The sequence below is a fragment of the Vibrio natriegens NBRC 15636 = ATCC 14048 = DSM 759 genome (genome assembly GCF_035621455.1).
GTDB classification, from domain to species: Bacteria; Pseudomonadota; Gammaproteobacteria; order Enterobacterales; family Vibrionaceae; genus Vibrio; species Vibrio natriegens.
In genome coordinates this window covers 1,720,828-1,740,545 of record NZ_CP141823.1, presented here as the reverse complement: position 1 = coordinate 1,740,545, position 19,718 = coordinate 1,720,828, and the positions used below count along the sequence as shown (strand labels likewise).

At 47.1% G+C, this 19,718-nt stretch carries 14 protein-coding genes; 8 read left to right on the top strand and 6 right to left on the bottom strand.

Annotated elements, in window-relative coordinates; translation table 11 throughout:
* Nucleotides 1-88: 88 nt before the first annotated feature.
* On the top strand, nucleotides 89-2,917 hold the full coding sequence (locus VER99_RS22145) for an AMP-binding protein (protein ID WP_020334968.1): 2,829 nt from the start codon (nucleotides 89-91) through the stop codon (nucleotides 2,915-2,917).
* 89 nt (nucleotides 2,918-3,006) lie between these two features.
* On the opposite strand, the gene VER99_RS22140 is transcribed toward VER99_RS22145, so the two are convergent.
* Complete coding sequence (locus VER99_RS22140; RefSeq protein ID WP_020334969.1) at nucleotides 3,007-3,786, bottom strand: DeoR/GlpR family DNA-binding transcription regulator; 780 nt, start codon at nucleotides 3,784-3,786, stop codon at nucleotides 3,007-3,009.
* Nucleotides 3,787-4,116: 330 nt separating this feature from the next.
* Here VER99_RS22140 and VER99_RS22135 point away from each other — a divergent pair, with 330 nt between their 5' ends.
* Together VER99_RS22135 and VER99_RS22130 are read left to right on the top strand one after the other, a co-directional pair.
* Nucleotides 4,117-5,160 carry an oxidoreductase gene (locus VER99_RS22135; protein ID WP_020334970.1) on the top strand — a complete coding sequence of 348 codons (1,044 nt, stop codon included), beginning with the start codon at nucleotides 4,117-4,119 and terminating at the stop codon, nucleotides 5,158-5,160.
* A 10-nt stretch (nucleotides 5,161-5,170) separates the two neighbouring features.
* A complete protein-coding gene (locus VER99_RS22130; RefSeq protein WP_024372984.1) occupies nucleotides 5,171-5,644 on the top strand; it encodes a heme-degrading domain-containing protein in 474 nt (157 codons plus the stop codon).
* Between the two features lie 63 nt (nucleotides 5,645-5,707).
* On the opposite strand, the gene VER99_RS22125 is transcribed toward VER99_RS22130, so the two are convergent.
* Together VER99_RS22125 and VER99_RS22120 are read right to left on the bottom strand one after the other, a co-directional pair.
* Nucleotides 5,708-6,670 (bottom strand): tetratricopeptide repeat protein, encoded by a 963-nt coding sequence (locus VER99_RS22125; protein WP_020334972.1) that lies wholly within the window; start codon nucleotides 6,668-6,670, stop codon nucleotides 5,708-5,710.
* Between the two features lie 4 nt (nucleotides 6,671-6,674).
* Nucleotides 6,675-7,364 carry a phage tail protein gene (locus VER99_RS22120; RefSeq protein ID WP_020334973.1) on the bottom strand — a complete coding sequence of 230 codons (690 nt, stop codon included), beginning with the start codon at nucleotides 7,362-7,364 and terminating at the stop codon, nucleotides 6,675-6,677.
* Between the two features lie 304 nt (nucleotides 7,365-7,668).
* Between VER99_RS22120 and acsA the strand changes: the two genes are divergently transcribed.
* The 5 genes from acsA (at nucleotide 7,669) to ppsA (ending at nucleotide 15,453) form a co-directional block, all read left to right on the top strand.
* On the top strand, nucleotides 7,669-9,405 hold the full coding sequence (acsA, locus tag VER99_RS22115) for an acetate--CoA ligase (protein ID WP_020334974.1): 1,737 nt from the start codon (nucleotides 7,669-7,671) through the stop codon (nucleotides 9,403-9,405).
* Complete coding sequence (gene pdhA, locus VER99_RS22110; RefSeq protein ID WP_020334975.1) at nucleotides 9,402-11,408, top strand: pyruvate dehydrogenase (acetyl-transferring) E1 component subunit alpha; 2,007 nt, start codon at nucleotides 9,402-9,404, stop codon at nucleotides 11,406-11,408. The genes acsA and pdhA overlap by 4 nt, the downstream gene beginning before the upstream one ends.
* A gap of 13 nt (nucleotides 11,409-11,421) precedes the next feature.
* Nucleotides 11,422-12,735 (top strand): dihydrolipoamide acetyltransferase family protein, encoded by a 1,314-nt coding sequence (locus VER99_RS22105; protein ID WP_020334977.1) that lies wholly within the window; start codon nucleotides 11,422-11,424, stop codon nucleotides 12,733-12,735.
* Nucleotides 12,732-12,977: an acyl carrier protein gene (locus VER99_RS22100; protein WP_014234339.1), complete on the top strand. Its 246-nt coding sequence runs from the start codon at nucleotides 12,732-12,734 to the stop codon at nucleotides 12,975-12,977. Before VER99_RS22105 ends, VER99_RS22100 begins: the two co-directional genes overlap by 4 nt.
* Before the next feature lie 61 nt (nucleotides 12,978-13,038).
* Entirely contained in the window at nucleotides 13,039-15,453 is a 2,415-nt protein-coding gene (gene ppsA, locus VER99_RS22095; protein WP_020334978.1) for a phosphoenolpyruvate synthase, read from the top strand.
* A 17-nt stretch (nucleotides 15,454-15,470) separates the two neighbouring features.
* On the opposite strand, the gene VER99_RS22090 is transcribed toward ppsA, so the two are convergent.
* The 3 genes from VER99_RS22090 to fdhF are packed head-to-tail and all read right to left on the bottom strand — an operon-like array spanning nucleotide 15,471 to nucleotide 19,526.
* Nucleotides 15,471-16,295 (bottom strand): iron-sulfur cluster-binding protein, encoded by an 825-nt coding sequence (locus VER99_RS22090; RefSeq protein ID WP_020334979.1) that lies wholly within the window; start codon nucleotides 16,293-16,295, stop codon nucleotides 15,471-15,473.
* Nucleotides 16,285-17,337 (bottom strand): 4Fe-4S dicluster domain-containing protein, encoded by a 1,053-nt coding sequence (locus tag VER99_RS22085; RefSeq protein ID WP_020334980.1) that lies wholly within the window; start codon nucleotides 17,335-17,337, stop codon nucleotides 16,285-16,287. Before VER99_RS22085 ends, VER99_RS22090 begins: the two co-directional genes overlap by 11 nt.
* A complete protein-coding gene (fdhF, locus tag VER99_RS22080) occupies nucleotides 17,334-19,526 on the bottom strand; it encodes a formate dehydrogenase subunit alpha (RefSeq protein WP_020334981.1) in 2,193 nt (730 codons plus the stop codon). Before fdhF ends, VER99_RS22085 begins: the two co-directional genes overlap by 4 nt.
* Nucleotides 19,527-19,718: the final 192 nt, after the last annotated feature.

The window sequence follows — 19,718 nt, the reverse complement described above, 5'->3', positions numbered from 1 at the left end:
TCTGATGAGTGGTCTAAGCTTTAAGCACGGAAAACGTTTATAACAGAGTAAAACGAGCAGCACTCTTCTTCGATCAGGAAGCTTCAGCATGTCTGACCAAAATGACACTACAAGTAGAGACTCTGAAAACATCGCGCAAACTGTGTTAGAGATCGTTCGGGACCTAAAACTTGAACTAGACCCCGAAGGTCTCTCGTCCGTTTCTATTCACTTAAAAAGTGACCTCGACCATGACCTTTGTTTGGATAGCCTAACGCGTGCTGAGCTAATCACACGCATAGAAAGTCGTTTCGACGTGTCACTTCCGGATCACGCATTGTCCAGCATATCGACACCAGAAGATATTATCGGCGAGATTTTAACGGCAGGATCATCAAATAAAACAGCCTACTTAGATGAGTCGGCGAAAGCGATCAAACTCGACTCAGTCCATCAGTTACCAACTGAGGTCAAAACGCTACAAGCGCTACTCGACTGGCATGTGGAACATCACCCGAAACGCCCCCATCTTTACGTTTATCAAAACGCTGATGAAGTGGTAGAAGTCAGCTATAAACAACTAAAACAACAAGCACTCAAAATCTCCGCTGGGCTAATTGATGCAGGAATTGAAGCTGGGGACTGCGTCGCAATCATGTTGCCAACCTGTACTGACTACTTCTTCAGCTTTTTTGCGATACTTTATGCCAGAGCGGTGCCTGTTCCCATTTATCCACCAGCCCGAATTGAACATGTCGAAGATCATTTGAATCGTCACGCCAGTATTCTCAACAATGCTCAGGCAAAGCTATTGATTACGGTGCCAGAAGCAAAACCTGTCGCCCACTTACTTAAATTACAAGTACCGTCTGTTGATGCCGTCGTTACCGCGAGTGATTTGCAAAAAGACACCAGCTTCCCCGATATGGGTGAAGCTAAAACCGACGATATTGCTTTTTTGCAATACACATCCGGAAGTACGGGTGTACCTAAGGGCGTGACCCTTACCCATGCGAACTTACTCGCTAATATCCGCGCGATGGGTAAAGTCATTAACGCCAAGTCGGACGATGTGTTTGTGAGTTGGCTACCCGTCTACCACGATATGGGACTCATCGGAGCATGGCTTGGTAGCTTGTATCATGCGATCCCTCTGGTGATCATGTCGCCATTGCTCTTCTTAACTAAACCTCAGCGATGGCTATGGGCGATTCATCATCATCGAGGCACCCTTTCTCCCGCACCAAACTTCGCCTATGAGCTTTGTGTTTCTCGAGTGAAGGAAAGCGATCTCGAAGGGCTCGATTTAAGCAGTTGGCGGCTTTCCTGGAACGGCGCAGAGCCCGTGAGTCCACAATCGATCCAAAACTTCTCTGAAAAATACGCCAAGTATGGATTTAAGCCAGAAACCATGTCGCCCGTTTATGGGCTAGCGGAATCGTCGGTCGGGCTGACATTCCCAGTGACCGTCCGCGAACCGCGTATTGAGTATTTCCAAAGAGCATCGTTAAGCCAGTTTGGTCGTGCTGTACTCGCCCAACAGGAAGATGAAGATACCATTCCGTTTATTGGCTTAGGCTACCCACTTCCCGAGCATCAAATTCGTATCGTTGATGATCTGGGCAAAGAATTACCCGATGGAGAAGAAGGCGCACTTGAGTTTCAGGGCCCGTCCGCCACCCAGGGTTACTATCGAAACCCAGAAAAAACCAAAGCGCTGTATCATGATGGTTGGCTGGTAACAGGGGACCGCGCGTTTACATTAGGCGGCGAGCTTTTTATCACCGGACGTAGCAAAGATATCATTATCAAAGCTGGGCGTAATATCTATCCTCATGAGCTGGAACAAGCGGTAGGGAGTATTGATGGTATTCGCAAAGGTTGTGTGGCCGCGTTTGGTAGCCACGACGCGCACTCCGGTACGGAGAAACTGATCGTGTTGGCGGAAAGCCGAGAAACCAGTAAAGACAAAGTAAAACAGCTAAAACGTAAAATTAACAAACTCTCTCTAAAACTACTTGGCAATCCCGTCGATGATGTCATTATCGGCCCGCCTCACTCCATACCAAAAACGTCCAGTGGGAAAATTCGTCGCAGTGCGTGTAAAGATCTGCATGAGCGTGGATCCTTTGCGAAACAACATCGGGCTTTGTGGTTACAAACCCTGAATCTCGCCTTAGCTGGCATCATGCCGCAACTGCGTAAATACATGCGAATCCTTTTAGACATCGGGTACGCGGCCTATTCGTGGTTAGTGTTGGGAATACTTGCTCCTATCGTCTGGTTACTTGTTGCCGTCTTACCCAATAAGGCCATGTGCTGGAAAATAGCCCAGTTTGGTGCCAAAGCGCTCATGGGACTTACTGGCACAAAGTGCACCATCGAAGGAAAGGAACACTTACCAGCAGGAAATGCCCCCTGTATTTTTGTCGCGAATCATTGCAGTTATCTAGATGGGCTGGTGATTGTTGCCGTTTCAGGATTGCCTTGCCGTTTTGTGGCAAAAAGTGAGTTACTCAATAATCCATTTACCAGAATTTTCTTAAGCAAACTCGGCACGGAGTTTGTTGAACGGTTTGATGTGGAAAAAAGCGTGGTGGATGCCAAAAGGCTAGCGTTTGAAGCTGAAGACTGTCAGCCAATGGTCGTATTTCCTGAAGGGACATTATATCGAATGTCTGGCCTTCATCCGTTTCATATGGGCGCCTTTATTGCTGCCGCAAGCTCACAAGTGCCAGTCATCCCGATTACCTTACGTGGTACGCGCTCTAAACTCAGAGGTAACTCTCTTTTCCCACGTAGAGGCGACATCAGTGTAAGCATTGGTGAACCAGTCTTCCCCAATGGTAATGACTGGAACGCAGCGCTTGAACTTCGCGATAAAGCCCGATCAGAGATCCTCACCCACTGTGGTGAGCCAGATATGGCACGCAGTTAGCCAATACACGCAGAAAAAGTCGTGAATTGCGACGTGCCTGACGAGGCTCACTGATTGCCTTAAGCTGCTCTAACTGATTGTTTTTTAAACTAGAGAGTAACGGATTGAGATTCTGATTCTATATCCAGCACTATAAGTTCGACATCGTGGTCTTGCATTTTCTTCGCAATATTCTCGGGAGGTCGACGATTAGTCACGACAAAGTCGATATCTGACCACAAACAGGATTGGAACATCAGTTGGGTATTGAACTTACTGTCTTCCGCAATACAGATAACCTGAGTAGATTGATCTGCCATCGCCAGCTTTAGGTTGGCATCCGTCTCTAAGTCAGTTGTGATTCCCGATTCAGATAAAGCACTCACACCAATAAACGCTTTGTTTGCCTGATATTTTCTGATCTGTTGAATGGTCATATCGCCGAGTATGGCGTGAGAAAAGTCATCAAACGTTCCACCAAGCACACACTTTTTGATACCAGCCTTATCCTGAAGTTCACTAAGCGCCTCAAGTGAATTTGTTATCACACTGCAAGGCTCATTGAGATGATACGCCAGCGCGGCACAAGTGGTGCCAGCGTCTAAAAATACGATGTCATGCTCTTTGATAAGTGATGCTCCAAATGCAGCCAGATTTTGTTTAATCGGGTTGGATTTCGATCTCTGATTAAAGGAAATCGTCACCTTTTTATCATCCAGAATTGCGCCGCCTCTGATGCGCAATATTCCCGGATGGTCAGCGAGTTTAACCAGATCTCTTCGGGCTGAATCGTAAGAAATGTCATACTTAAGGCAAATCTCGTCTATCGTGACTTTACCTGTGCTTTTTATATGAGCTTCTATCTCTATCAAACGTTCTTCTTGCGTCATTTACAATCACACTTTGCTTAGTTTTGTATGAGTGTAACGTATTCACGCGAAGTTAAACACTTGAATACACGTAAAATCACTTACATTTATACGTGATTCCATGCGATTGATACGCAGAACATCGCTTTTAACGCTTGAAAGTGCGTAAGCATACGTGCAGTATTTGTGTTTTACATACGCGTTTTACATACGCATTGATACGTGAATATAAGCATTAGCGCGTAGTGTACATGTGATGTTGTAGCCAAAGGTAGATAGATCATCCGAGTGATGTAATTCCGAAATAACGGCTCGGACGTCATGTAATCCACCAATTGAGAGTTTGAATTTATGACTTCATTACCAATCAAAACTGCGGTTATCGGCTACGGATTTTCAGCCAAAACTTTCCATATTCCATTTGTGAGCGCGTTAGCTGAATTCGATCTCGTTGCCATCAGTACCCGTAATGGCGAGGCGGTAGCCAAAGACTGGCCTACCGCACAGCATTATGCTTCGGCGTCAGATTTACTCTCAAGTTCGGATGCAGAACTGGTCATCATTACCGCCCCAAACGATGTGCACTTCGATCTCGCTAAGCAAGCTCTTGAAAATGGCAAACACGTGATCATTGAAAAGCCATTCGTGACCAATGTGTCGGATGGTGAAGCACTTATTACGCTTGCAAAAGAAAAAGGCCTCATTCTAAGTGTTTATCATAACCGTCGTTGGGATGGTGACTTCTTAACCGTTAGGAAATTAATTGAAGAAAAACGCATTGGTGAGCTCCGACATTTTGAGTCACACTTTGACCGCTTCCGACCTGAAGTGCGTCAACGCTGGCGTGAACAGGCTACAGACGGCGGTGGCATTTTGTTTGATTTAGGCTCGCATTTAATTGATCAGGCACTTGAGCTTTTCGGACTTCCTGATGCCATCAGCGCAGAATGTAAGATGATGCGTGAAGGCTCGACAAATGTTGATTATTTTGATGTTGTCATGCACTACCCTAATCACTTAGCTATTGTCCATGGTGATCTCTTTAGTGCCGGACCAAATAAGCGTTTTACCCTGAAAGGGACTGAAGGTAGCTACGAAAAGCTAGGCTTAGACCCTCAGGAACCACGTCTGATAGAAGGTGTTGAGCCAACCAGCCCTGACTGGGCAGATGAATCTCCTGATAATTATGGCTACTTTTATAATGCCGATAACAGTGAAGCCGTGGTCACCGAGCAAGGTGGCTATCAGCACTACTTCTTACAAATGGCGGACGCAATTCGTAATAAAACGGCTCCACCAGTGAGTGCTGAAGATGCTCTATGGAACATCAAGCTGATTGAACTAGCGATGGAAAGCAGCCGTTTGGGTCAAAAATTACCAATTAAGAATGTGTGAGAACAAGGAAATGAGTAAAGGCATTTTATCAGAGCTACTAGAGCAAGAAGCGGAATTACAGTTAAATCATTTTAATCATGGCACTGCATGGGAACTCGGCTGCGCATTGAAATCGACAGCGGAGGGACGATCTGCTACCGTTTTTATCGAAGTGTACGCGTTCGAACAAGTGCTGTTTAGTTACGCAATGGAAGGCAGCACCAAAGACAAGCAAGACTGGGCAAAGCGCAAACGTCAATCTGTTCTGCGCTTTGGTCACAGCTCTCATTATCTTGGTCATTACAATGCATCTAAGCAACGTGACTTTGACAGTCAGCCTCATATCGATGCGAGAGAATACTGTGCCCATGGAGGTGCCTTTCCTATTCGTATCAAAGGAAGTGGACTTGTTGGTGTGATCACTGTATCTGGATTACCGTCAGAAGAAGACCACAACATGGTGATTGAGGTACTGAGAGCGCATTTAGATCATTCTCAGCCATAAAGATCGTGATGGTTCGATTGGCTAAATAGTCGGTGACATAACGTCGCCGGCTCTTCGCCGTTTCTACTTAAATTGCGGAACATTTTCATTAAACTGTTCAACTTGAAAATCTAACTCCTCCTTCCATTGTCTTGGTAACTCCTTTTCAATTTCACCCAAGAAACGGGCCGTGTCAGTCGTTGGATTAACTTGGTGTGCCGCTTTTGCCCATACATAGCTTTTAGCCAACAGTTTAGAGCTATCATGGGAGCTATTTTGCAACTTCTTCCAATACATCTTCGCAGTCGGTTCATACGCTTTTTCGATGTGACGAGATGAGGCGAGTTCCATCAAATAAAGGGCTTTATTATTGGCGTGGTCATCGCCACCTTTTTGACCGACAACTCTAAGATAGAGAGTTCCAAGTTTATAAGCAGCCTCCCCAGAGCCGTTATTTATTGCCTGCGTATACCAAAATTCTACTCGCTCTAAATTGAATACTTCCGAATAGGAGATGTAAATATCACCCAGTGTTACCTGAGCTTTGACTGCACTTCTCTCCGCTGCACGCAGACACCATTCTATTGCTTGTGGCAAATTTTGCTCTTGCCAGCTAGTGCCCAGATATAAACGTCCGATATCACAGGCTGCTTCATAGACACCATTTTCATACGCCAGCTTAAACCAATCGTCAGGCCGTTCATTTGCACTGTCTGAGGCGTTATTCATTGCGCAATAGCCATATTCTTGCTGAGCGACAGGGATTCCTTTTTCAGCAGCATACAAAAATAACTCGCAAGCTTTATCAGGATCTTGCTCTACCTTTCCCCACCCATGCTTATAAAACAAGGCTGAGACAAAATGTGCCTCAGCGGAGTTTTCTTTTACTAGGCGAGTAAAAATTTCAAACGACTCTGTATAGTCTCCATTGGCGAGTGCCTGATACGCTTGTGCCAATTCCTTATCTTGCTTTTCTGCAACGCAAAACGACGGATAAGCCAAGCTTAGGGTAAGCAGAGCAAGTCGTATCAGGGTGACGTTTAGCATGTCTTTAATTTCTCGATGGATAAATGCCCTGAAGCGCAATGACCCAGGTTATTGCGATATATGGCATGCGATTTTCGTGAGACTGACTCCCACCAGCACTCGATACTGTTGTCGAAGCCGTCAGGTTATTCTCAGCGACAAAACTAAAAGAAATAGAATCCGGGCTCATCGCGACATCCGGAGTCTCAGTCGCGTATTTTGCTCCGGCAAGTGCATTGCCAGCTGGGCTTTTTGTGTTTGACTTGCCACTAAATGCGTGAAGATCGATCACACCGTCAATATCTATATCACCAGACATCAACGTCGATGCTGTATGAGAGTGAGATGGCATTTGAGCCTCGGAAAGGATGACTGACTCAGTACCTCCTCGGGAGCCAAGTGGATAGTTAGTCAATCCTGGACCATTTCCCCATCCGATGAGTGCACGACCTCGAGTATCAGGTAAACCAAACGTTGAGCGTCCGTCACCGCCATAGGTCGTACCCAAAATAGAGAACAGCGCTGTATTTTGTGCGATCGACAAAATCTGACCATGGGCTAAGGTGTATCCGCGCGGAGCAAAATTACCGGCGAATGCACACATACTGCCAAGGAGTTGGTTTCCATCGCCGCTGCAAGCTAGCGCATTAGAACCGAACATTAATGATGGTAATACACACGCAGTAACCAGCAGCTTTCTTGTGAACTTTTTCATAATCCGAATCCTTTAATAAAAAGGTGAGGAAGCAAAAATCATTGGAATGATGGATAGCGTCATGAGTTCATGAATTGTTATTGATGTTTTTGTTATTAATGAATCCTCACAGTATAGATTAAATTTGGAATTGGCATGCCAACTGGCCCAGTTTTATACACCTATTACGCAGAGAATTGGGCTAGCTCAAAACATTAGTAAAAACTTAATTACTCGGTGGCAAACTTACTGCGATAAACCATACTTTTAGCAGGTTTATTTCCCTAATCAGGAAATCGTTCACTTTTGTGCGGGATGCCAAATTATGGTTAAAACAATTTTTCACCAAACGCTAGCGGACAATGCCAACCTGCAATTAGATCCACGCAACGCTGTGCTCTCTCCTCCTTTGCTGAAAGGTTTGAGTGAAGGCGGTTTAAACATAGGTTTCGAGGCATTAGATAGACACCTTACCCAACCGGAACATAATAAACTGGCTATTCGTTGGATCAGTAAAGACAACGAGGTCATTGACTTCAGTTACCGCGACCTGAGTGAGCAAACTAACCGCTTTGCATATCTATTATCTACACTCGATTTACCGCGTGGTAGCAGAGTGTTCAGCCTTACGGGTCGCAGGCCAGAACTCTACATTGCGGCGTTAGGAACCCTCAAAGCCGGTTGTGTATTTACTCCACTCTTTTCAGCATTTGGCCCCGAGCCTATCCGCTCCAGAATGGAGATTGGGTCGGCGAATGTCGTCATTACTACTCGCAGCTTATACCGGAAAAAACTCAAAGGCTGGTGGCAGGAGTTGGATCATATTAAAGCGGTATTGCTGATAGATGGTGGCGCTGATGGCGAACCCGGTTGCTACAACTATCACGAGATGATGGCTGATACGAACGCTGAACGCCCATGCGAATCTACACAGCCTGAAGATATGGCGCTACTTCACTTTACCAGCGGCACAACAGGAAAACCTAAGGGTGTCATTCATGTTCATCAGGCCGTAAAGCATCATATTAATTCAGCCTTTTACGCATTAGATCTAAAACCTGATGACATCTATTGGTGTACTGCCGATCCGGGCTGGGTAACGGGCACCACTTACGGCATTATCGCCCCACTCTGTTTGGGCGTAAGCATGATTATTGACGAAGCCGAGTTTGATGCTGAACGTTGGTATGAGATCTTACAGGATCAACATGTGACCGTTTGGTATACCGCGCCAACTGCGATTCGTATGTTGATGAAAATAGGTGAAGCGCTGCCTAGGCAATTCGATTTGTCTCGTTTACGTTTTATGGCCAGCGTTGGCGAACCACTGAATCCTGAAGCGGTTGAATGGGGTGAAAAAGTCTTTGGTATGCCATTTCATGACAACTGGTGGCAGACGGAGACTGGCGGGATCATGATTGCCAATGTTCCTTCGAGACCGGTCAAACCGGGTTCAATGGGCAAACCACTTCCCGATATTGAAGCTGGCATTGTGAATCAAAACGATGACGGTTCCCTACGTGAAGAAACAGAGCCAATGCAAGTCGGAGAGCTCGCGCTCAAATCCGGCTGGCCTTCTATGTTTCGCGGCTATTTAAATCAAGAAGAAAAATATCAGTCCTGCTTTAGAGGCGATTGGTACCTCAGCGGCGATCTCGCGATGAAAGATGCCGACGGCTATTTCTGGTTCGTCGGGCGTAAAGATGACCTTATTAAATCTTCTGGCCACTTGATTGGACCTTTCGAGGTAGAAAGTGCCCTCATGGAGCACCCAGCAGTCGCCGAGGCTGGTGTGATTGGCGTACCCGATCCCGTTGCAGGTCAAATCGTCAAAGCCTTTGTCGCGCTTAAACCTAATGTCACCGCAGATGAAGAACTTCAACAATCGCTGCTTGGTTTAGCTCGCAAACGCCTTGGCGCCGCAGTCGCACCGAAAGAAATCGTCTTTCGTAACAACCTGCCAAAAACACGCAGTGGCAAGATCATGCGCCGCTTACTTAAAGCACGAGAGCTGGGCTTGCCTGAAGGTGATATTTCGACTTTGGAGAGTGATGAACAATGAACAAAAGACTCCATATCAATCGAGAGCATTTGCTCAAACAGCTAGAGCAGATGCTACGAATTCGTCGATTTGAAGAAAAATGCGCGGAGCTTTATGCACTAGAGAAAATTCGTGGCTTTTTGCACCTGTATATTGGCGAAGAGGCCATCGCTGTCGGTGTCATGTCTGCACTTAATAAAGATGACCAGATCGTCGCAACCTATCGCGAACACGGGCACGCCTTAGCCAGAGGCATGAGCATGGGTAGTGTTTTAGCAGAAATGTATGGTCGAACGAATGGTTGTAGCCGTGGCCGTGGTGGTTCGATGCATCTGTTTGACAAAAATCACAACTTTTACGGAGGCAACGCCATCGTGGGTGGTGGTCTGCCTCTTGCGACCGGCCTCGCGCTTGCGAATAAGAAAATGCAGAGAAATGCGATTGCGGTGTGTTTTTTTGGTGAAGGAGCTGTTGCTGAAGGCGAATTCCATGAAAGCCTTAACCTCGCAGCTTTATGGGATCTTCCGGTTTTGTTTATCTGTGAGAACAATCGTTATGCTATGGGCACGGCTTTAGCGCTCTCAGAGTCAAACACTAATATTTCACAAAAAGCCAGAAGTTATGGCATTGAATCTACTCAAGTTGATGGCATGAATGTGGTTGATGTAGAAGCCGCTGCCTGTGAAGCGGTTGATTACGTCCGCGAGCAGAAAAAACCGTATTTTATCGAGTGTCAGACCTACCGATTCCGCGGCCACTCTAGTTTCGATACGCAATTGTATCGGGATAAAAGTGAAGTCGCCCTGTGGGAAGAAAAAGGACCAGTGAAGCAACTCATCCATTGGCTGCAAAAAAACAGCCACTTTCAGGATCAAGAGCTGTCTGATATTGAAGCGAAAATTGCCGAAGAAATCAGTGAAGCCATCACTTTCTCAGAAAATGGTGAGTTAGAACCCACCGAACAACTTACCCGTTTTGTGCACAGTCCGGGAGGCGAGCCACCACCAGAACCTCTACCTTGTAGCCAAGCGCCTGACAAAATGACCTACCGAGAAGCACTTCGTGCTGGGATCAATGACGTTCTAATTAGTGAACCACGCTCGTTCCTAATGGGTGAGGACGTCGGTCGTTATGGTGGTTGCTACGCCGTCAGCAAAGGATTACTTGAACAATTTGGCCCTGACCGAATCATTGATACCCCACTTTGTGAGTCGGGATTTGTCGGTGTCGGTGTCGGTGCCGCACTGGGTGGTATGCGCCCTATCATAGAAGTCATGACCGTTAACTTTAGCTTGCTCGCCATGGATCAGATCATTAATACCGCCGCGACTTTGCAACATATGTCCGGAGGACAGTTTAATGTTCCTATCGTCATTCGTATGGCCTGTGGTGCAGGTAAACAGCTTGCTGCACAACACTCACACAGCTGGGAGAATTTCTATGCGCATGTTCCCGGTTTAAAAGTGTTAAGCCCAGCCACCCACAATGATGCTTGTTACATGCTCAATCAGGCAATGGCTGACCCTGATCCGGTGATCATTTTTGAACATGTCATGCTGCTCAATGAAGAAGGTCAAATTACGGAAGCGCCTGATGGCCCAATGGATAAAGCGTTGGTTCGTCGGGAAGGTAAAGATGTCACACTCATTACCTATGGCGGCAACCTTGGTAAAACCTTACAAGCCGCCTATCAGCTAGAAACCGAAGGCATTGACGCTGAAGTCATTGATCTTCGCTCACTCAGACCGTTAGATACCGATACGATCATTGCCAGTGTTTCAAAAACACACCGTGCCGTCATCATTGATGAAGGTTGGTATACCGGAAGTCTGGCTGGTGAAGTCAGCGCAATCATTATGGAAAACGCCTTTTGGCAACTCGATGCCCCAGTCGGCCGGGTTTGTACACAAGAAGTGCCAATACCTTACCCTCACCATTTAGAACAGGCCGCCATTCCGCAAGTGGAAAAAATCGTGAGCGCAGCAAAGGCAACCTTTATGTCGCCCGATTGGCAGAATAAATGAGGAGTATCAGCTCATGGAAAACAATACGCGCGATGGCTCCTTAATTGATATCACCATGCCCGCACTTGGTGCCGACATGCGCGATGGTACGCTGATGGAGTGGCAAATAAAGCCGGGCGATCATGTAGAAAAAGGTGACATCATTGCGATAATTGAGACCAGTAAAGGTGCGATAGACATGGAGTCTTACCATACGGGCACCATCACTGAGCTTCTGATAGAGCCGGACATCAAACTGCCGGTTGGTAGTGTCATGGCTCGAATGACAAGCGACACCTCCGTTTCCAATGATATTGAGCACACACAACCGGTATCAACAACAGCAGATACATCACAGCCTGTAGCCGAAGCAGAAGCTGAAGAATTGCCGCCTTACATTGCGCCTAAAACAGCCCGACCTTCAGTCAATGAGCCAAAACCAATAAGTGACACCGTAACTTATACCGGGCTATCAAAACACATTTCAGAGACCTCGCCTTCTGAAAGCCAACAACGGCAATACGCATCGCCAGTCGCAAGAAAAACGGCGCATCTATCAGGCATTGAACTTTCGACGTTAACTGGCAGTGGCCCATATGGTGCCGTTCTCCTACGAGACTTACCTAAAGACGCCGATTCACAAACACCGCCACCTGCTGACAAAACAAAAGCAGTACGACAAGACGTATCACCAATGCGGCAAGCAATTAGTGAAGCCATGAGTCGCTCGAAAAAAGAGATTCCCCACTATTATCTCGCGTTGGACATTGACCTGACTAAAGTACAAACCTGGCTGGCGGAACAGAATCAACAGCGCGAACCAGAGCAACGGCTTTTGCTACCCGCCGTTATTCTAAACGCCATCGCCCGTCAGTTGGTAAAATTCCCTGATCTCAATGGATTTTATCAAGACGGTCGCTTCACCCCCTCTGAGGAGGTGAATATCGGTAATACCATCAGTCTGCGAGAAGGCGGTTTGGTTATTCCGGGCATTCTCAATGCGGACCAGTTGTCCGTGGATCAAACCATGGATGCACTACGCGATTTAGCGGAGCGTAGCCGACGCGGACGACTTCGCAGCTCCGAGATTAGCCAGACCACCATAACGGTAACCAGTATCGGAGAACGTGGAGCCGACAGTATTACTGGTGTGATTTACCCACCTCAGGTGGCGATCATTGGTCTTGGCCGCCAGCGTCAGGCTCCAGTAATAAGAGAGAATCAAATAGAAGTCGGAGAAATCATGACCGTCACACTAGCCGCTGACCATCGTGTAAGTGACGGCGTCACAGGAGCTCGTTTTCTGCAAGCATTGGCGAAGCAACTTCAACATCCGGAGGCTTTATGAGCAATATCAATATACCAACCACGATTGCCGACGCGATAAAACACATCGCACCGGAAATTGAAATGGACGAAATAGACCTTGATGAAGATTTGCGCGAAGAGTGCGATCTGGATTCGATGGATTTTCTTAATCTCCTCGCGTCTCTGAAAAAGAGTACCGGCGTTAGTATCCCGGAAGGAGACTACACCCAAGTACGCAGTTACAACCAATTAAAAAGCTATCTGCAAGAAAGGTGTCAGTAGGCGCAGCACTATCGCGCCAATGACGGCAGACAGCCCTTTAAACAAAACAAGGACGCTGACTATGTCTACACAAAACGCGCAACCGTTGATATATCGCTATCAACAGCTTCATAAAACAGATGTCAGCCTCGTCGGAGGCAAAAATGCCAGTTTAGGTGAAATGCTCAGCCAACTCAGTGAGAGCGGTATTCGGGTACCAGACGGCTTTGCCACCAGCGCGCAGTTCTTCCGCGACTTTCTCGCGCAAAATGAACTGAACGATCCAATTGGCGAATTTCTCGACCGGATGAATCGCGAAGAGATCAGCCTTGCGGAAGCCGGTAGGAACATACGCACCCTAATCAGTCAGGCAAGCTTTACCCCAGAGCAAGAGAACTCGATCTTAGATGCATACCACGCTTTATGCGAACAAATTGGTGTGCCTTCAGCTTCCGTCGCCGTTCGTAGCTCCGCCACCGCAGAAGATCTCCCTGAAGCCAGTTTTGCTGGTCAGCAAGAAAGTTATCTGAATATTCGTGGTGATCAACAAGTCCTTGAAGCTTGCAAACAATGTTTCGCTTCCCTTTATACCGACCGCGCCATTGTTTATCGTCAAGAACAAGGCTTCGAGCACCAACAAGTCGCTTTATCCGTTGGTGTTCAACAGATGATCGAATCACAATGCGCGGGGGTTATGTTCAGTCTGGATACTGAAAACGGCTTCCCGGATGTGGTCATGATTAATGGTAGTTGGGGTTTAGGTGAAACCATTGTTAAAGGCTCGGTCACACCGGATCGCTTTATGGTTTATAAACCTCTGCTTGAGCAACCAGACAAACGCCCTATCATTGAAAAACAGCTCGGTAATAAACTGGAAAAAATGCAGTTCAATGAGTCAGGAAACGTCACTCAGCCAACCATTACCCTGTCAACCAGTAGCGAAGAGCGCAGTCAATTGGTACTAAGTGATGACGAAATATTGCAGCTGAGCAAGTGGGCGGTGATCATCGAACGCCATTATGGCTGCCCTATGGACATGGAGTGGGCAAAAGACACCCTCACCCAGCAATTGTATATGGTTCAGGCGAGACCAGAAACTGTGGAATCCCATAGAGATGCCGCTCTGTTGGTCAACTATAAGCTGGAAAAAACCTCCGCACCGGTGTTGCTTGAAGGCGCCAGTGTCGGCGGTGCCATCGCAATCGGCCAAACCTACACAGTGCTGTCTCCTGATGATATCGACTCATTTCCAGAGGGAGCCATTCTGGTGACTGAGCGCACCGATCCGGACTGGGTGCCGTTAATGCGTAAAGCGGCTGGTATCATCACCGACTCAGGTGGGCCAACCAGCCACGCGGCGATTGTTAGCCGCGAGCTTAAAGTTCCTGCGATTGTCGGTACCGAACACGCGACACAGAAACTCCAATCAGGACAACTGGTGACATTGAGTTGTGCTCAAGGTGCAGTTGGTCAGGTTTATGAAGGCGAAGTCAGCTACACCACGCAAGAGATCGATCTCAAAGCGTTGCCTTCGACTAAAACGAAAATCATGATCAACGCCGCCATGCCGGATGGTATTTTCCACTGGTGGCAACTACCTACTGCTGGGATTGGTTTAACCCGTATCGAATTTATTATCTCCAGCCATATAGGGCTGCACCCGATGGCACTGTTACACCCAGAGCAAATCACCGATCCTGAGGTCGAAAACCAAATCAGAACACGGTGTGAAGGGTTTGATACACTGGCGGATTATTTTGTCGATAACCTCGCCCTTGGCGTCAGTAAAATAGCCGCAAGCCAATACCCTAGGCCAGTCATTGTGCGCATGTCTGATTTCAAATCAAATGAATATCGTGGCTTGCTTGGCGGGGATTTCTTTGAGCTTCATGAAGAGAACCCGATGCTCGGTTTACGCGGAGCCTCACGTTACTACCATCCTCGTTACAAAGAAGCATTTCAACTTGAATGTAAGGCGATTTTAAAAGCCAGAGAAGAGATAGGATTCGATAACATCATCGTGATGATCCCATTCTGTCGTACCGTCAGTGAAGCCGACAAAGTGCTGGAAGTAATGGCGGAAGCAGGGCTTAAACGAGGAGAAAACGGGCTGCAAGTCTATGTAATGTGCGAGATACCATCCAATGTCATTCTTGCCGACCGATTTGCAGAGCGATTTGATGGCTTCTCTATCGGTAGTAACGACTTAACTCAACTAGTGTTGGGGATTGACCGTGACTCAGCAGAACTGAAACCGATGTTTGATGCCCGAGATGACGCGGTTAAAAGCCTGATTGAGCAAGTCATCCATGTCGCACACAGCAAAGGATGCAAAGTCGGTATCTGTGGGCAAGCACCTTCTGATCACCCGGAATTTGCTGAGTTTCTTGTCTCTTGTGGCATTGATTCAATTTCACTCAACCCAGACTCGTTCGCCAAAGGCTGTACAGTGGTAGCCAAAGCGGAACAGGAAATTTCTCAAGCCAACAAACCGTAACGCAAACCTAAACAGCACTATACGGTTAATAATTCACCCACCTCGGCCCAACGTAATGTTGGGCCATGGGTGCAAACATAATGATTTTTCAGGTAACAATGTCCGCACAACCCCACCGCACAGTGCATTCTTCGCTCGACGGACAGGTAAATATCTTTCGCATCGATACCGTAAGAAACTAAATATTCGCTCACCACACTCATCATCGCTTCAGGCCCGGCAACCAGCACACAGTCTGGCTGCTCACCAAATGAATGCAGAACTTTTGGTAAAACGCCGATTGCCGTACCGGGATAATAATCTTGCTCATCCAGCCCAGTGAGATCTTCAACAACGTTGAACATAGGAATGCAGTGCTTCCAACGCTCTCGCTCTGGTTTCAGTAACAAAGTTTGCTTGTTACGTGCAGCATAAACCACTTCCAACTGAGTATAACTTTGCTGATCGATAAGTTGTTCAACAACGCTAACCAAGGGCGCGAGGCCACACCCACCACCTATGACTAAAACCTTCTTATCCACCAGTTCACTGACTTGCCACCCATGACCAAAAGGCCCCCTAGCGCCCAATATTTCCCCACGTTCTTTTCTGAACAGAGCCGTTGTGACAGTGCCCATTTTGCGTACCAGTGCTCTAAAATTTCCCTTATCGTCAGGTAGCTGAGTAAAGGTAAACGGTGCTTCACCACTCCCCGGTACGCAAAGCATGAAAAACTGACCACTTTGGGTTTTCATCCATTTTCTGTCCAAATCGAGTAGCCGAAAATGGTAATGGCGCGTGTCTTCGCCATCATCATAAAAATCAATAATTTCGATACTATCCGGCGTGAGGTTAAACATCATCGGCTATCCTTTTCATTAGTGAATGTACGCCAATAACTCCAGGGCATGTCTGCTCACATCGTCCGCACCCCACACAGCCATAACGTCCAAACTCAGGTACAAAATCAATGCTGAATTTGTGATACCAGAACCGCTCTACCCTTTTCCCAGCTTCCTTAGTGGGATTGTGAAAGCTGGCTTCACGCTGGAATCCCTCATATAAACAGGAGTCCCAAAACCTGACTTGAGAAACATTGTTACCTTGAGAAGCATGAGGGTCTTTAGAACCATTTTTTTCTGTAATTGAGCGAGTACCAAAGCACGAGCACGTTGGACAAAGAGTCGTACACCCAGAACACCCTAAACATTGGATGCCCACGTGTTGCCAAAACTCTTCTGTCACTAAGCCTTCACTTATTTTTTCGATACCTTCGATAAGATAACGATCGTCGGGGAAAGCCTGCTCACAATGGGCGATATTTCCCCAGCGCTTGCTCCGATGATGAGTCGACGCCACTTTAAGATCGAGTCCTTGTATTGCCTCTTCGCCCAACTTTGACAATACCACCAATAGCCATGATTCCTCGTCTAAAGGATGAATAACTAAATCCGCGGTTTCGTCTCGCACACTCGGACCCGCATTAACGGTAGGACAGAAGCCGTGCTTACATGGGTGAGTACAATCCACACCGACCAACAACGCTTGTTTGCGGCGAGCTTGATAGTATGGGTCTTGCTCAAAGAACTCGTCTTGATAACGAATCGCGACCAAATCACAACTTTGCACACCAAACAAAACAAACGGTTCCACGTTTGGCAGTGTCTCTTTAAACAACTTCCCGTCAAATACGTACAGTGGCTCGTTTTCAGTGAAGAAGAACCCCTTAGCCGAATGGGTCGGTAATTGATTGATCAAAGGCGGTAGGTCTTGTGCAAGCACTTGTTGCCAAAAATAATCTTCTGTCCCATTCTCACTATTCGCAACGACCTGATACAGAGTACGACTCTGTAGTAAATGCATTCGGAGTTCATCTAAAGAATCTAACAGGTAAGTCTTTGTCATTTTCCTTCTCCCGGTTTTTCCCAAGGAGCGAGCGGCTTATGCCCAACAGGCAATAGCTCCACCTCAACAGCACAGGCTTTTAATTCTGGCATTTTGGTGACGGGATCTTGCGCCGTATTGGTGAGCTGATTCGATGGTGCCTCTTTAAAATGGTAAGGCATGCTCACCACTCCAGGCGCAACATCATCGGTGATCACCGCTCGTGTTTCGATATAGCCGCGTCTTGATCGAACACTGACCGGGCTATACAAAGAAATCCCGAGGAGATCAGCATCTTTAGGGTTAATAAACAAAATTCCAGGAGGGATTTCTCGTTCCAACAACGGTGATTTGCGCGTCATGGAACCACAGCCATAGTGAAAATGCAGCCGATTGGTGGTTAATAGCAGTGGAAAGTCAGAGTCGGTGGATTCATCAATCGGTATGTATTTAACGGGTGTCAAACGAGCCCGTCCGATAGGAAACTCTTTTTCATGAAGCACCGCGGTACCTTCGGGCGCATCGTCGTTGCAAGGCCACTGTAGACCGTAGTTCTTATCCAGCTTGGCGTAGTTCATCCCTTGGTAAGCAGGTGTAATCGCTGCCATCTCATCGAACAGTTCTTCACTGTTACTCCAATTTAATGCGTCACTCCCCATTTTCTTTGCCAGTGCTTGCAACCACTGCCAATCCGCCATGGCTTCGCCAATAGGTGTCATAGCAGGGTTAATGTGCTGTACGCGACGTTCACAATTGGTAAAGGTGCCCGACTTCTCAGCAAACGAAGCAGCAGGAAGAACATAGTCAGCCAGTTTTGCTGTTTCAGTCATGGTCAATTCGGCAACCACCAGCAAGTCCAAAGATTTGTAAGCTTGTCGAACGTGGTTTTGGTCCGGATCGGTTACCACGGGGTCTTCACCAAAAAGAATTTGAGCCCGAAAATGCCCAGCTAACGCCGCTTTGGTCATGCCTAATGATGTTAAACCCGGTGTCGATGCCACATCGCAATCCCAGTAATCAGAAAAGCGCAGCTGAACAATACTGTCTTCCACGGACTGATATCCCGGGTAGACGTTAGGTAAACAGCCCATATCACAAGCGCCCTGCACATTATTTTGTCCGCGTAACGGATTAATGCCCGTGCCCGGTTTGCCAATATGTCCGCAAATCAGAGCCAAATCCGCCAACGCAATCACACTGGAAGTACCACTAACAAACTGCGTGATACCCATCCCGTACAGAATCATCGCTCGCTCGGATTGGCTATAATATTGGGCAGCCTGCCGAATCAGATTAGCGTCGACGCCAGTAACACTCTCCACGGATTCAGGCGTTATTCCTTCAACGTGTTTCTCCAGAGACTCAAATCCTTCGCAACGGCCAGCGATAAACTCCTCATCATGCCAGTGATTACTTAAAATAACGTGAATCATGGCATTGATGAGCGCAATATTACTACCCGGTGTAAGCTGCAAGTGCAAATCCGCTAGCTTAGCCAAACGCGTCACTCGGGGATCAATAACGATTAACTTGGCTCCGGCCAGTTTGGCACGCATCACCTGCCCTCCGAGAACGCTGTGGTTTTCCGTAGGGTCTGCACCGATCACTAAGATCACTTCCGCCTCGACTATATCTTTGATGCTGTTAGTCATAGCACCTGAGCCAAGAACTTGCTGTAAACCTGCGACAGTCGGGCTATGACAAATACGGGCGCAATGATCGATGTTATTGGTACCTAGTACTGCACGAGCAAATTTCTGAGCCGCGTAGTTATCTTCATTGGTCGCTCGAGCACTACTGATCACCCCAGTCGCGTCAGAACCAAACTCATCAATAATACTAAGCAGAGATGAACTGATTTCCTCTAGCGCCTCGTCCCAACTGATGGGGGTAAATTTATCCTTAATGCGCTTTAATGGCTGAGTTATTCTGTTTTCAGGTGAAATGGCATAGAGACTACTCCATCCTTTTTCACACAGCTTCCCCCCGCTGATAGGATGGCTTTCTAACGGGCTAATACCAGAAACTTTTCCATGTTCATTACACGAAAGCAGCATCCCACACCCTACACCGCAAAATGGGCACACGGTTTGCGTCGGTTTGGGGCAAACAGCAATATGATTGAGAAGTGGAATTGATGGCATGGAATGGCCCACACCAGATACCGGAGCCTTAGAAGCTTTTGACGAGTTTTTCGGCTGAGAGCTCATAGCCTTAACCTTGCTACGTGAACCTAGATAAATTATAGCAGTCCACAGTTACCCGTTGCGTTCTGACACCAAAAGTAGCGCGCGAGGCGTTACTTCAATAGGGTTCTCTTTATGCACAAGTTGATTGAGATGAAGTGAATCAAAATCACTGAGCTAAGTCATGATACTCCCCCTGTTTTCTCATCTCATCAT

Coding starts and splice junctions, on each gene's coding strand:
- VER99_RS22145 (WP_020334968.1), top strand. CDS start 89: ATGTCTGACCAAAATGACACTACAAGTAGAGACTCTGAAAACATCGCG.
- VER99_RS22140 (WP_020334969.1), bottom strand. CDS start 3,786: ATGACGCAAGAAGAACGTTTGATAGAGATAGAAGCTCATATAAAAAGC.
- VER99_RS22135 (WP_020334970.1), top strand. CDS start 4,117: ATGACTTCATTACCAATCAAAACTGCGGTTATCGGCTACGGATTTTCA.
- VER99_RS22130 (WP_024372984.1), top strand. CDS start 5,171: ATGAGTAAAGGCATTTTATCAGAGCTACTAGAGCAAGAAGCGGAATTA.
- VER99_RS22125 (WP_020334972.1), bottom strand. CDS start 6,670: ATGCTAAACGTCACCCTGATACGACTTGCTCTGCTTACCCTAAGCTTG.
- VER99_RS22120 (WP_020334973.1), bottom strand. CDS start 7,364: ATGAAAAAGTTCACAAGAAAGCTGCTGGTTACTGCGTGTGTATTACCA.
- acsA (WP_020334974.1), top strand. CDS start 7,669: ATGGTTAAAACAATTTTTCACCAAACGCTAGCGGACAATGCCAACCTG.
- pdhA (WP_020334975.1), top strand. CDS start 9,402: ATGAACAAAAGACTCCATATCAATCGAGAGCATTTGCTCAAACAGCTA.
- VER99_RS22105 (WP_020334977.1), top strand. CDS start 11,422: ATGGAAAACAATACGCGCGATGGCTCCTTAATTGATATCACCATGCCC.
- VER99_RS22100 (WP_014234339.1), top strand. CDS start 12,732: ATGAGCAATATCAATATACCAACCACGATTGCCGACGCGATAAAACAC.
- ppsA (WP_020334978.1), top strand. CDS start 13,039: ATGTCTACACAAAACGCGCAACCGTTGATATATCGCTATCAACAGCTT.
- VER99_RS22090 (WP_020334979.1), bottom strand. CDS start 16,295: ATGATGTTTAACCTCACGCCGGATAGTATCGAAATTATTGATTTTTAT.
- VER99_RS22085 (WP_020334980.1), bottom strand. CDS start 17,337: ATGACAAAGACTTACCTGTTAGATTCTTTAGATGAACTCCGAATGCAT.
- fdhF (WP_020334981.1), bottom strand. CDS start 19,526: ATGAGCTCTCAGCCGAAAAACTCGTCAAAAGCTTCTAAGGCTCCGGTA.